The organism is Cryobacterium sp. (assembly GCF_025463825.1).
Classification (GTDB): domain Bacteria; phylum Actinomycetota; class Actinomycetes; order Actinomycetales; family Microbacteriaceae; genus Cryobacterium.
Genome location: NZ_JAODBG010000063.1, coordinates 1 through 11959 on the forward strand (window position 1 = coordinate 1; position 11959 = coordinate 11959).

Below are 11959 nucleotides of genomic sequence, written 5' to 3' on the forward strand. Positions count from 1 at the left end.
AGCTCGCCGGCGGCAAGCGCGTGGAGAACGTTGAAGACGTCCTCGGCGTGGGCCAGAAGGTCCTCGTTGAGATCACCAAGATTGACGACCGTGGCAAGCTTTCGCTCGCCCCGGTCCTCGCCGATGAGGCCGACACGCACGGTCGTGACGCCGCATCCGAGGGACCCGAAGCTCCGGCCGAAGGTTAGTCGCTAGTTCTGCCGACCACCTCTCGCCAGGTGCGTCGGTAAGACGGAAAACCCGTCCTGCTTCGGCAGGGCGGGTTTTTTGCGTCCGAAGCGGATGCGGTGCCCGTCCGGGCCCGCAGGGTCAGGCGCGGGGCAGCAGCCCGCGTTCGATCAGGGGAGTGACCCGGAAGGGAATCAGCTCCCCCATGGCGAGGGACGTTTCGGTGCGCTCGACACCGTCGCAGGCCAGAATGGTGCGGTCGACCCGGAAGAGGTCTTCCGCGTCGGCGCAGGCCACCCGCACCAGCAGGTCGGCCGCGCCGCTCATGCCGTGCGCCTGCACGATTTCGGGGATCAGGGTGAGCCGGGTGATGATCTCCGCGGTGCGCTTCTGCTCGATGTACACCTCGATGAACGCGGTCAGCGGGTGACCCAACGCCGCGAGGCTGATCCGCCGGTCGAAGTCCAGGAAGACCCGGGCGTCCTCGAGCCGGCTCATCCGGGTCTGCACAGTGTTTCGCGAGAGTCCGAGGGTGTGCGCCAGGCCGACGTAGGAACTGTGCGGGTCGGCGCACAGGGCCCGGAGGAGCTCGAGGTCGACTTTGTCGAGACGGTGCATACTGCCCGACGGTAGCACGCCGGATGTGCCTCGAACAGGGCACATTGCCCAGTGTGACGAGAACGCGTTGTGCGGGCGGGCAGACCCGGGCGCCCGCAGGGTTGACCCGGCCCACGCCGCGCGGAAGAGTGGTCGGATGGACGACACGCGCCAGACCCTGAATCCGGCCCAGACCTCCTCGGTGCTCGCCGGGGGAGACTTCATCCACCTCGAGGGAACCCTGTACGCCACCTACCGCACCGCTGATTTCGCCGGCGGGGTGCGCCTGGTCGACGCCGTCGCGACCGACGCCGACGCGCAGAACCACCACCCGGACGTGGCACTGGGCTACGGCGAAGTCGGTTTCCGGTTGAGCTCGCACGATGTGGGCGGCGTGACCGAGCGTGACCTGCGCCTGGCCCTGCGCATCCAGGAGCTGGCCGCCGCGCAGGGCGCTCGAGCGACCCGGCAGGCGCCCTCCCGCACCGACGTCGCGATCGACTGCAGCGATGAGAACGCCGTCCGCCCGTTCTGGCGCGTCGGCCTGGGCTATCGGGAGTCGGGCCCGGCGGACGACCGCGAACTGCTCGATCCTCGCGGGACCGGCCCGCGGGTGTGGTTCCAGCACATGGAGATCCAGCGCACTGAACGCAACCGCATCCACCTGGACGTGTACGTGCCCGTCGCCGACTGCGAGGAGCGGGTGCAGGACATCATCGATGTCGGCGGTGTGCTGCTCACCGATGAGCACGCACCGGACTGGTGGGTGCTCGCCGACCCGGAGGGCAACGAGCTCTGCGTCTGCAGCTGGGACGCCTGAGTCAGGACGGCAGGATCAGGCGGTGGCGTGCACCAGCGCCGTTTCGACCGCGGCGACCAGCTGGTTCGACTCGGGGTCAACGGCAGAGGCGAACCGATCGATCACGACGCCGTCGGCGTTGACCAGGAACTTCTCGAAGTTCCACTTGATCAGGCCGGGCAGTATGCCCTTCTGGAACTTGGTCAGTTCGGCGTAGAGCGGATGCTGGTGCTTGCCGCGCACGTCGACCTTCGCCGTCAGCGGGAACGTGACCCCGAAATTCAGCTCGCAGAACTGGGCGATGTCGTTCTCGCTGCCCGGTTCCTCGCCCATGAACTGGTTGCACGGCAGGCCGACCACCATCAGGCCGTCGTCGGCGAACCGCCGGTACAGCGCCTCCAACCCGGCGTACTGCGGCGTGAAACCGCACTTGGACGCCACATTGACCACCAGTACCGTCTTGCCGGCGAAGCGGCCAAAGGTGGTCGGGGTGCCGTCGATGAGGGTGAGGGGAATGTCGTAGAGCGGGGAGGCTGACATGCCGAAAAGACTACTCCTGCCTCCTGCCGGCCGGTTCAGGATGGCCTGCCCGGAGCGGATGCGCAAAAATCCCGAACTTTTCGGTAACGCTTGCCGCGCGCCCCCAGCGGTTTGCGCGGATCGGGTTATTCTCGGTCGTACATGGGCAGGCGGTACCGCGCCGGCAGGCAGAACGGTGGTTGAGGGCATGAGGGTCAGCGTGGCAGCAGACGGTGTGCGAACGGATGAGGCTGACCCCCAAACCCACCAGGCCGATGACCACGATGCCGCCGCCGGGCCCGTGAGCGCGCGCATCGGGCGGCCTACGGCCTTGCAGGACGACCTTCAGACCAGTCCGGTGCAGGTGCAGCGCGCCGCGCCGGTCCGCGCCCCGGTTCCCGCGGCGAACCCCGGCCTCCGGCGCACCCTCGGCGACACCGATCTCACCGTGCACCCGCTTGCGCTGGGTTGCAGCGTCTTCGGTTGGACGACGGACGGCGACACCGCGATGGCCATCCTGGACCGCCACTACGAACTCGGCGGCAACTTCCTCGACACCGCGGACAGCTACGCGGCGGGCCGCAGCGAAGTGGTCATCGGCTCCTGGATGCGCACCCGCGGGCTGCGGGACGACGTGGTCATCTCCACCAAAATCGGCCGCAACCGGGACAATCCCGGACTGTCCCCGCGGAGCATCGTCGGCGCGGTGCACGCGTCCCTCGAACGTCTCGGGACCGACCACATCGACGTGCTGCACTTCCACTACGACGACCTCGACGTGCCGCTCGAGGAGAGCCTCGGGGCGATGGAGACGCTGATCCGCAGCGGCACGGTGCGCCACCTCGCCGCGTCCAACTTCACCGCGGAGCGGTTGATGGAGGCCAGGGTGCTCGCCGCCAACGGGCTGCCCCGGTTCGTCGCCGTCGAAACCCCGTACAACCTGATGAACCGGGTCTCGTTCGAATCCGCGCTGGCGCTGGTGACGCACGCCCAGGGCCTGGCCGTGTTACCGTACTTCGCGCTCGCCCACGGCTTTCTCACGGGCAAGTACCATTCCAAAGCCGACCTCACCGACTCGGTCCGGGCGGGCCGCGCATCCGCCTATCTCAACCGCACGGGACTCAAGGTCCTCGCCACGGTGGAACGCATCGCCGAAGACCATGGGGTGGCAGCGTCGACCATCGCCCTGGCCTGGCTGTTGGCCCGGCGCGACGTCGTCGCCCCGGTCGCCAGCGCGAGCCGCCCCGAACACGTGGACGCTCTCGTCGCCGCTGCCACGGTGCGGTTGGGGCGTGCCGACATGGTCGACCTGGACAAGGTCTCGGCCTGAAAAGTTCCCGGCCGGCATCGCAACACCGAATCACGGCGGTGTCGCGGACGGGATCGTCGTAGCGGAACGGCGGCCGGCCGCCCGGAGGGCGCCCGGCCGCCGCCGCCGCTGCCGGGCGCTAGGGTCGCCCGGGTTGGAACTGTCCCGGTTCGGCGGGGGACCCACCGGTTGTGGCCGGTGAGGAGGAATCGAACCCGATGTTTTGGGGAGGGCACCGGTCTTCGACAGCGCGACCATAACATGACCTTCGTTCGCGCAACAGGGCACCGACCGCGGCCGGACCGGGCCCGGGGCGAGGGCTGCGGGATCGGCTCGTCGGGTGTCGTAAGGTGGAAGGGATATGAACGGTGCCGTTGAATTTCCCCTTGACCTGACCGAACTATCGTTTCGGGCTGCTGGGCAGTCCCTCGTGCGACGAACCGTCCTTCCGAGCGGCGTGCGCATCGTCACCGAGCAGGTGCCGGGCAGCCGCAGCCTCACCATCGGCTACTGGGTGGCCGTCGGCTCCCGCGACGAACAGTCCGGCCACTTCGGCTCCACGCACTTCCTCGAACACCTCCTGTTCAAGGGCACCAAGCAGCGCACGGCCCTGGACATCGCCATCGCGTTCGACGCCGTCGGCGGCGAGCACAACGCGATGACCGCCAAGGAATACACCTGCTACTACGCCAAGGTGCAGGATCGCGACCTGCAGATGGCCGTCGAGGTGCTCACCGACATGATCACCTCGTCCCTGCTCGACCCGGCCGAATTCGAGACCGAGCGCGGCGTCATCCTCGAGGAACTCGCGATGGCCGATGACGACCCGGCCGACGTCGCCAATGAACGGTTCTTCCAGGCGGTCATGGGCGCGCATCCGCTCGGCCGGCCGATCGGTGGCAGCCCGGGCACCATCCGCGCCGCCAGCCGCGACGCGGTCTGGGAACACTACCGGGCGAACTACCGCCCGCAGGACCTGGTCGTCACCGTCGCCGGCGCCGTCGACCACGACGTGCTCGTAGCCGCGGTCACCCGGTCGCTGATGCAGGCCGGTTGGGACCTGAGCGAGCCGGCCGCCCCCGTCGGTCGCCGTTCCGGTGCGGCCGCGGTCATCAGTCAGGGTCAGCCCGTCACCGTGGTGCGCCGTCCGCTCGAACAGGCGAACCTGCTCATCGGCGTGCCGGGCCTCGTCGCCGCCGACGACCGCCGCGTGGCGATGAACGTGCTCACCTCCATCTTCGGCGGCGGCATGTCGTCGCGCCTGTTCCAGGAGGTGCGCGAGAAGCGTGGCTTGGCGTACTCGGTGTACTCCTTCGCGCCCGGCTATTCGGATGCGGGTATCTTCGGCATGTACGCCGGGTGCACGCCCGCCAAGGCCGGCCAGGTCGCCGAGATCATGCTCGACGAACTGCACCGGCTCGCCGACCACGGGGTGAGCGCCGATGAGATGGCGCGGGCGTCGGGTCAGCTCTCCGGCGCATCCGCCCTGGCCCTGGAAGACTCGGACACCCGGATGTCCCGGCTCGGCCGCTCCGAGATAACCCTGGGCGAATTCGTCGACCTCGACGAGGCCCTGCGGCGCCTGGCACTGGTGACCGCTGACGACGTGCAGCAGCTCGCCGCGGACATGGTGTCCCGGCCGTTCTCCATCGCGGCCGTCGGTGCGCTCGACGAGTCCGCGTTCGACGGCATCGTGCCGCGCTCCGCTGCGCCGAGCGCTCCCGTTGCCGTCCCGCTGAACTAGCGCGGCAGCCTCCTCTTCCAACCCGGCACGACGTTTCACCGACAGCAACCGAAAGGGCGACGATGCCCCAGTACCTCTACCTCGTTCGACACGGCGAGCAGCAGGACGCCGAGTACGGCCTCCCGGATGGCCCGCTGTCGCCGCGGGGCAAACGGCAGGCGCACCTCATCGCCGAGCGCCTCGGCGGGGTCCCCTTCACCGGGGCGTGGACGTCACCCCTGCAGCGCGCCGCCGAGACCGCCGCGATCATCGCCGAACGGCTGCCGTCCCTGACCCCGGTGGCGTCGCCGCTGCTGTTCGATTGCATCCCCAGCGGACGCGCCCCGGAGTTGCCCAAGTCGTATACGCCGTTCTTCAACTCGGTCAGCGACGCGCAGATCGAAGCCGGTCGCGCCCAGATGGAGGACGCCGCCGCGGAGTTCCTGCACCCGCAACGCGGCCCCCGGCACGACCTGCTGATCACCCACAACTTCGTGATCGGCTGGTTCGTTCGTGAGGTGCTCGGTGCCCCGGACTGGCGCTGGATCAGCATCAACCAGGCCAATTGCGGCCTCACCGTGCTGCAACAGAAGCCCGGCCGGCCGTGGTCGCTCGTCACCCACAACGACCTCGGTCACCTGCCTGTCGAGTTGCGTACCGGCCTCCCGGACCCGCTCCTGTTCTAGGAAGCCGTCGGTGCCGGTGGGCGCGTCAGTCGAGGATTTTCCAGAAAGAATCCTTCCGGCGGATCTTTCCCTCCTCGTCGAATTCGAGCAGGTCGACGCCGCGCACCTCGATCTGCCGGCCGGAGAGCATCGTGCCGGTCAAGGTCCACTCGGAGACACCGAAGCCGTTCCCGCACACCCAGTGCTGGTCGTCGCCGTAGTGCACATCCGGGGTGCCGGCGAAGCGCTGGGCCAGCCCCGCTCGCACGTCCGCCTTGCCCTCGTACCGGTTGCCCCTGGGCGTGGCGCCCCGGGGCAGGTAGAAGACGCAGTCGTCGGCGAAATACCCCATAATCGCGTTCAGGTCATGCGCATTGAAAGCCGTGAGGAACCCGGTCAACGTCTCACGAGTCAGAGTCACAGGTCCGCCCTCCTCCGGCGCTCGTCAGCACCGTCTGCTGTGAGGATAGCCAGCTCTCCGCATCCGTGGGCCGGGTCGGCCGCTCCGGCACGTGGCCCGGCGCACAACTCCTGCGATTTTCGAGTTCACCCGGTGCGGCGGCCGGAATTCCGCGGGCTAAGCCAGTTTCTTGCGATACCAGTTTGTGGCGTTGGGGTTGTCGTTGTAGGGCGGCACATCCTCGTACCCGGACCGCTGGTAGAGCGCCCCGGCGGCCTCGAGGCTCGAGTTCGTGTCGAGCACCATCTCCGTGGCACCGAATTCCCTCGCCCGCTTCTCGAGCTCGGCGAGCAACAGCGTGCCCCAGCCGCGACCGCGCACGTGCGGCTGCAGCCACAGGTGCTTCGCCTCGAACCGCACCGCTCCATCGGCGCCGTCGTCGATGCGCCGGATGCCGCCGCAGCCCACGAAGGTGCGCGGGCTGGCCTGCTCGCTCACGAGCAGGAACTGGCCGCGCGGAGGCACGAACTGCTCGGCGGTGGGGAAGGTCGTGCGGTAGCCTCCGGCGTTCGGGAACGTGGAGGCACGATCGCTGAAGTACTGCGTGAGCAGTGTGATCGAGCCGGCGTCGGTCACGGAGACGGCGGTGAACTTAGGCATGCCCCAAGGCTACGTGTCTCCGCAGCCGCGGCAACCGCCGCGGTGGGGCAATCTTCGCCCGTGCCTTCGCGGACTGCGCGTGCGAAGTGAACAGGGCGCGGCTCAGGGGGAGGGCGCCGTGGCGCCGCCGTCGGGTGCAGCGCCCACCGGCGCAGCCGGGTCATGCCCCCGGCTCCGCCCGAAGACGACATCCCCGGCCTCCGTCGTGCGGTCAGGCACCGTGGTGGGAGCTTCGAGGTGCACGGCTCCACTGGGCAGCACCCCTGCACCGCCGAAGCGCTCCATCACCCGCCACTGCGCCGCCACGTCTTCGCCCACGTGCACCGGCGGCAGGCTGGTCCAAAAGTCGAATCCGCCGCACGCCACGAGGGCCTGCCGCTGGTACAGCACACAACCGCCGACCCAGGCGATCTTGTACGCCAGCCAACTGTTCGTGGCCAGGTGCAGCTCGCCGGCCAGGTGCGTGAGATTGGCGGCATTGTGCAGGGTCATCCTGGTGACCTGCGGAGCGTCCCTGCGCAGTACTTCGGGCAGCACCGGAAGATCCCAGGTCTCGAACGGCGCCCGTTCGGCCGGCCGGTCATCGTGCAGGAATGACAGGCCCTGAACGGCCGCGCCGACGAACCCGCAGTCCAGGGCATCCAGCGCGCTGCACAGCCTGGTCAGCATGCCGGGTTCCAGCCACACATCGTCGTCGAGGAAGAGCACCCTGTCGGCGACCGACTGGTCCAGCAGGAATTGCCGGTGCTCGGCCAGGCCCCGCTTCGGCAGGTGCACCAGATAGCGCACCAGACGCCCCTGGGCGCGCAATACCCGCAGCATGGCGGCCACCGCTGGATGCTCCTCGGTGCTGGTGGCCGACTGGTCGCTGACTGTCACCCGAAACGGCGGGTCGTCCTGTCCGGCCAGCCCGGCGAGGGTCACGGCGAGCTCCGCCGCCCGGTCGATCGTGGGAATCAGCACCTCGAGGTGATCGGTGGGCCGCTCCGGCGGCAGCGCCCAGTCGCCCGACCAGCGGCGGGAGGTCACCTCCTGGCCACCGCAGCCGCGCGGCGCAGATCGGCGGAGCCGAGGATCCGGTTGACGATCGCGGTGCTGGACAGCGTGGGGACGTAGTCCAGGATTCGCACCTCACCGCCGGCCGAACGAACCACGGCGGCCTCTGCGAGCATGTCGGCGGTGTAGTCGCCGCCCTTCGCGTAGACATCCGGTCGCAATTCCTCGATCAACCAAATGGGTGTGTCGGTGTCGAAGACGACCACGTAGTCGACGCAGCTCAGCGCGCCCACGAGCGCCGCCCGGTCGGCTGCCGGGTTCACGGGCCGCCCAGGTCCCTTGAGCCGCCTGGTGGAGTCGTCGCCGTTGATCGCGACCACCAGCAGGTCGCCGAGCCGGCGGGCCTGCCTGAGGGAGGCGACGTGGCCGCGGTGCAGCACGTCGAAGCAACCGTTGGTGAACACGATGCGCCGGCCGGCATCCCGTTCGGCCCGAAGCCGGGCGCCCAGGACCGCGGGCTCGAGCACATTCTCGCTGGGGCCGCCCAGCGCGTGCACCAAATCGGCCGTTGAGCACACGGCGGTTCCCGGTCGCCGTACCACCACGTCAGCGGCCGCCTGGGCGAGCCCGACGCTCACCGCCCATGGCAACCCCGCGCACCGCCCCATGGTCAGCACGGCGACATACGTGTCACCACAGCCGGACGCGTTCTGCTCCGGCGCGGGCGACGTGCGCGTGCGATGCACGAAGCCGTCGGGGCCAAGCAGGACAGAGCCGTCCACGTCCAGGGTGACGGCGACCACCTGGGCTCCGGTGCTGGCCCGCAGCTCGTCGGCGTGCTGGATGAAGAATTCCGGGCGGTGTGCGCCCGGCGAGCCAGCCAGGCCAAGGGCTCCCGCAGCCTCGGCGGCGTTGGGCGCGACAATGTGCGGAGCCAGCCCGGCCCAGCGCTGCGGAGTGTGTGCGTCGACCACGGTCAACGGAGCGACCGGCTCCTGGGCGGCCAGTTCGCGGATGCCGTCGTCGTCGAACAGTCCCGAACCGTAGTCAGCGAACACGTCGGCCGCCGACGCGACCCGTGCGCGTCCTGCGGCGGTGAGCACGGCGCGACGCGCGTCGGACGGGAGCGGTCCACGGTGGCGGTCGTCGACCCGCACCAGCATCTGGCCGCCGCTGACGACGCGGGTCTTGGTGGTCGTTGTCACGGCGGGGTGAACGATCAGGCCGGTCACATCGATGCCGGCGCTCCGCAGCGTGTCGCACAGGACCCGCCCAGCCTCGTCTTCGCCGACCAGGCCGACCACGCGCACCCGTGCGCCGAGGGCGGCGAGGTTCATCGCTGTGTTGGCCGCGCCACCGGGGCGCAGCGTCCGGGAGGTGAGGTCGACGACGGGCGCAGGGGCCTCCCGGCACAAGCGATCGCTGGTGCCGATCCACCAGACGTCGAGCAGGAGGTCGCCGATCACGGTCACCGCGGGGGCGGCGACCCGCAGGTCGGCGGGCAGCTCGGGGCGCAGCTGGCCGGACTCGGTGCCGGAGGCGGCATCCGTGCGGCCGATACCGCCCGCGTCGGTACCGTTGGGAGGCCCGGCGCCCGGGCCGTGTGCAGCGTTGTTCGTCACCCTGTCCTCCGTGCTGTCTTCCGTGGGCCGTCGGCGAGATAGAAGCCTGCCGATCCCGTACCCACTTCCGGCAGCGGGCACACGTGGGGTTTCGGCGCTGGATTTCCGGGGCACTGCAGAGGAAGAGGCGAGGCGGCCACGTCACGTGGGCCGGTCCGCTACGAGGAGGCTGTGATGGTCGACGCGGGGAGCACCGCCGCCCTCGGTGTTCCCGCGACCCGATTCGCGGGAGTACACCGGATTGCGGTGTTGCGTGCGGGGGGCTTGGGCGACCTGGTCGTCGCCCTGCCGGCCCTGGCCGCCCTCGCCGCCGCCTATCCCCGGGCGCGGATGACCCTGATCGGCGCGCCAGCGCACCGCCGGTTACTGGCCGGGCGGCCGGGTCCCGTCGCCCTGGTGGAGGAGCTGCCCGTCGGGCGCGGCCTGCGGGCCGGAACCGAAGACCCCGTTGCCTACCTCCACTTCCTGCACCGACTCCGGGAGCACAGCTTCGACCTGGCGGTGCAGCTGCACGGCGGTGGCCGCCACGCCAATCCGTTCGTACTCGGATTGGGCGCCCGGCACACGGTGGGCATGGCCACCGATGACGCTCCGGCGCTGGAGCGGAGCCTGCCGTACGTGCAGACCCAGCACGAGCTCTTTCGGGCCCTGGAGGTGGTTGCCCTCGCCGGGGCAGCCCCGGTCACCCTCGAATCTGCGCTGCCGGTGACCGCGACGGAACGGCGGGCGGCCTCGGCCCTGGTGCCGCCGGGGACCGGTTCGCTCGTGGCCATCCACCCCGGGGCCACCGACCCACGGCGCCGCTGGCCCCTCGACCGCTTCGTCCAGGTCGCCCGGGCCGCGCTCGGCGACGGCGCGAGAGTCATCGTTCTCGGCGACGAGTCCGAACACGACCTTGCCGACGAGCTGGTGGCTGCCGCCGGCGCGGACCAGGACGCCGGAAACCGACCGGTGTCGCTCGCGGGGGCGCTGGATCTTTCGGGACTCGTCGGCGTGTTGGCCGCCGCCGACGTGCTCGTCGCCAATGACAGCGGTCCGCGGCACCTGGCCCAGGCCGTCGGCACGGCCACCGTGAGCCTGTACTGGATCGGCAACCTGCTCAACGCGGGTCCACTCAGCCGGGCTCGACACCGGGTGCACGTGTCCTGGACCATGGCGTGCCGCCGGTGCGGGGCGGATTTCAGCGGCACCGTACGTTGCGAGCACGACGACTCGGTCGTCGCCGCCATCCCGGTGGGGCCGGTGCTAGCCGACCTGCGTGACCTCGCCGCCGTCGAGCTCAGGGCCAGGAGTCGTCCTCCTCGTGGGCGATGACCAGTTCGCGCACTTCGCAGCCCGTCGGCTGGCCGAGCACAAAGCCGATGGCGGCGGCGACCCGCGCCGGGTCGTTCAACCGGGAATCGTCGTGCGGCCGATACTTCTCGTCGCGGTCGTCGAAGAACCGGGTGCGCATCCCGGCGGGGATCAACGTCGTCACCCCGATTTGCCCGCGCGTCTCCGCCGCCAGCGCCCGGGTGAAGCCGATCACACCGAATTTGGAGGCGCAGTAGGCGGTCGCATCCGAGACAGCGCGCAAGCCGAGCGACGAGGCCACCGTCACCACCCGACCGTGTGTCTGCAGCAGATGTGGAAGAGCGGCCCGCACGACGTTCGCGGTACCGAGCAGATTCACCATGATCACGCGGTCCCATTCAGCCGCTTCCACCTGGTCGAGGCGGCCGCACCGGTCGATCCCGGCGGCGGTGACCACGGCGTCGAGCCCGCCCAGGGCCTCGGCGGCCTGCTGCACGGCCGCGGCGACGGCGACGCGGTCGGAAACGTCGACCGAGTAGGAACTGATCCTGACGTCCGCCACCGGGTCCCGGTCAAGCACTGCGGGCCGGCCGCCGGCCTCGAGCACCGCCTCCACCACGGCGGCGCCCAGGCCGGATGCGCCGCCGGTGACGAGCACTCGGCCGGGGCGGGGGAACGGTTCAGTCATGGCTTCTCCTCAGGGTTGGTGGTGATGTGGGCTTTCCTGGTGGTGTTCCGGCGGGCTCAGCCGACCCGGGCGAGCGCGCCGGCCAGCAGCGTCGTGGAGCGGGCCGGGTAGTACGGCACGGTCACGCTCTGACCGCCCCAGCTGCGCACCAGAGCGGCCTCCGGCAGGCTGTCGCCGGTGTAGTCGCCGCCCTTCACCCAGAGGTGGGGGCGGATGCCGCAAAGCGCGTTCTCCGGCGTGTCCTCGTCGAAGACCTGCACAGCGTCGACGCACTCAAGGGCCAGGAGCAGGTCGATGCGATCCTGTTGGGCGAGGATCGGTCGGTGCCGGCCCTTCAGCCGGCGGACGGACTCGTCGGAGTTGAGGCACACGATCAGGCAATCGCCCAGTCGCCGGGCGGCGGCGAGGGTGCGGGCGTGACCGGCATGCAGCAGGTCGAAGCAGCCACCGGTCGCCACGACGGTGCCGCCCGCCCGGCGCACCCGGTCCGCCAGCTGCCCGGCCGCGGCGGCGACGATGG

General features: G+C 70.1%; 14 protein-coding genes. 6 read left to right on the forward strand and 8 right to left on the reverse strand.

The genetic code is table 11. The features are described from left to right. A partial coding sequence (locus JWP54_RS08010; protein WP_297370037.1) for a hypothetical protein occupies positions 1 to 188 on the forward strand: 188 nt, incomplete at its 5' end. Between the two features lie 121 nt (positions 189 to 309). Here JWP54_RS08010 and JWP54_RS08015 read toward each other — a convergent pair. After that, positions 310 to 786: an Lrp/AsnC family transcriptional regulator gene (locus JWP54_RS08015; RefSeq protein WP_297370040.1), complete on the reverse strand. Its 477-nt coding sequence runs from the start codon at positions 784 to 786 to the stop codon at positions 310 to 312. Positions 787 to 922: 136 nt separating this feature from the next. Here JWP54_RS08015 and JWP54_RS08020 point away from each other — a divergent pair, with 136 nt between their 5' ends. Beyond that, positions 923 to 1585, forward strand: a complete 663-nt coding sequence (locus tag JWP54_RS08020) for a VOC family protein (protein WP_297370042.1) — start codon at positions 923 to 925, stop codon at positions 1583 to 1585. A 15-nt stretch (positions 1586 to 1600) separates the two neighbouring features. Here JWP54_RS08020 and JWP54_RS08025 read toward each other — a convergent pair whose 3' ends face one another. Continuing rightward, positions 1601 to 2104: a glutathione peroxidase gene (locus tag JWP54_RS08025; protein ID WP_297370045.1), complete on the reverse strand. Its 504-nt coding sequence runs from the start codon at positions 2102 to 2104 to the stop codon at positions 1601 to 1603. A 187-nt stretch (positions 2105 to 2291) separates the two neighbouring features. Between JWP54_RS08025 and JWP54_RS08030 the strand changes: the two genes are divergently transcribed. The 3 genes from JWP54_RS08030 (at position 2292) to JWP54_RS08040 (ending at position 5801) form a co-directional block, all read left to right on the forward strand. After that, the gene (locus JWP54_RS08030; RefSeq protein WP_297370047.1) at positions 2292 to 3413 is read left to right on the forward strand and encodes an aldo/keto reductase; all 1122 of its coding nucleotides are present in this window, start codon (positions 2292 to 2294) and stop codon (positions 3411 to 3413) included. A gap of 340 nt (positions 3414 to 3753) precedes the next feature. After that, entirely contained in the window at positions 3754 to 5136 is a 1383-nt protein-coding gene (locus tag JWP54_RS08035) for a pitrilysin family protein (RefSeq protein WP_297370049.1), read from the forward strand. 62 nt (positions 5137 to 5198) lie between these two features. Then, complete coding sequence (locus JWP54_RS08040) at positions 5199 to 5801, forward strand: histidine phosphatase family protein (protein ID WP_297370052.1); 603 nt, start codon at positions 5199 to 5201, stop codon at positions 5799 to 5801. A gap of 25 nt (positions 5802 to 5826) precedes the next feature. Here the strand turns inward: JWP54_RS08040 and JWP54_RS08045 are convergent, their stop codons facing one another. From JWP54_RS08045 to rfaE2, 4 genes are all read right to left on the reverse strand, one after another. Beyond that, positions 5827 to 6201: a nuclear transport factor 2 family protein gene (locus JWP54_RS08045; RefSeq protein ID WP_297370054.1), complete on the reverse strand. Its 375-nt coding sequence runs from the start codon at positions 6199 to 6201 to the stop codon at positions 5827 to 5829. A gap of 156 nt (positions 6202 to 6357) precedes the next feature. Next, positions 6358 to 6840 (reverse strand): GNAT family N-acetyltransferase, encoded by a 483-nt coding sequence (locus JWP54_RS08050; RefSeq protein ID WP_297370057.1) that lies wholly within the window; start codon positions 6838 to 6840, stop codon positions 6358 to 6360. Positions 6841 to 6942: 102 nt separating this feature from the next. Next, positions 6943 to 7869: a glycosyltransferase family A protein gene (locus tag JWP54_RS08055; protein WP_297370059.1), complete on the reverse strand. Its 927-nt coding sequence runs from the start codon at positions 7867 to 7869 to the stop codon at positions 6943 to 6945. Further along, complete coding sequence (gene rfaE2 / locus JWP54_RS08060; RefSeq protein WP_297370062.1) at positions 7866 to 9458, reverse strand: D-glycero-beta-D-manno-heptose 1-phosphate adenylyltransferase; 1593 nt, start codon at positions 9456 to 9458, stop codon at positions 7866 to 7868. The genes JWP54_RS08055 and rfaE2 overlap by 4 nt, the downstream gene beginning before the upstream one ends. A gap of 174 nt (positions 9459 to 9632) precedes the next feature. Between rfaE2 and JWP54_RS08065 the strand changes: the two genes are divergently transcribed. Next, positions 9633 to 10772 carry a glycosyltransferase family 9 protein gene (locus tag JWP54_RS08065; protein WP_297370065.1) on the forward strand — a complete coding sequence of 380 codons (1140 nt, stop codon included), beginning with the start codon at positions 9633 to 9635 and terminating at the stop codon, positions 10770 to 10772. Here the strand turns inward: JWP54_RS08065 and JWP54_RS08070 are convergent. Both JWP54_RS08070 and JWP54_RS08075 read right to left on the reverse strand, forming a co-directional pair. Next, positions 10738 to 11439 carry an SDR family oxidoreductase gene (locus JWP54_RS08070; RefSeq protein WP_297370068.1) on the reverse strand — a complete coding sequence of 234 codons (702 nt, stop codon included), beginning with the start codon at positions 11437 to 11439 and terminating at the stop codon, positions 10738 to 10740. The two genes, JWP54_RS08065 and JWP54_RS08070, sit on opposite strands and share 35 nt — an antisense overlap. A gap of 56 nt (positions 11440 to 11495) precedes the next feature. After that, positions 11496 to 11959 (reverse strand): adenylyltransferase/cytidyltransferase family protein (locus JWP54_RS08075; protein ID WP_297370070.1); only part of this gene is annotated, 464 nt, incomplete at its 5' end.

Coding starts and splice junctions, on each gene's coding strand:
- JWP54_RS08015 (WP_297370040.1), bottom strand. CDS start 786: ATGCACCGTCTCGACAAAGTCGACCTCGAGCTCCTCCGGGCCCTGTGC.
- JWP54_RS08020 (WP_297370042.1), top strand. CDS start 923: ATGGACGACACGCGCCAGACCCTGAATCCGGCCCAGACCTCCTCGGTG.
- JWP54_RS08025 (WP_297370045.1), bottom strand. CDS start 2,104: ATGTCAGCCTCCCCGCTCTACGACATTCCCCTCACCCTCATCGACGGC.
- JWP54_RS08030 (WP_297370047.1), top strand. CDS start 2,292: ATGAGGGTCAGCGTGGCAGCAGACGGTGTGCGAACGGATGAGGCTGAC.
- JWP54_RS08035 (WP_297370049.1), top strand. CDS start 3,754: ATGAACGGTGCCGTTGAATTTCCCCTTGACCTGACCGAACTATCGTTT.
- JWP54_RS08040 (WP_297370052.1), top strand. CDS start 5,199: ATGCCCCAGTACCTCTACCTCGTTCGACACGGCGAGCAGCAGGACGCC.
- JWP54_RS08050 (WP_297370057.1), bottom strand. CDS start 6,840: ATGCCTAAGTTCACCGCCGTCTCCGTGACCGACGCCGGCTCGATCACA.
- JWP54_RS08065 (WP_297370065.1), top strand. CDS start 9,633: ATGGTCGACGCGGGGAGCACCGCCGCCCTCGGTGTTCCCGCGACCCGA.
- JWP54_RS08070 (WP_297370068.1), bottom strand. CDS start 11,439: ATGACTGAACCGTTCCCCCGCCCCGGCCGAGTGCTCGTCACCGGCGGC.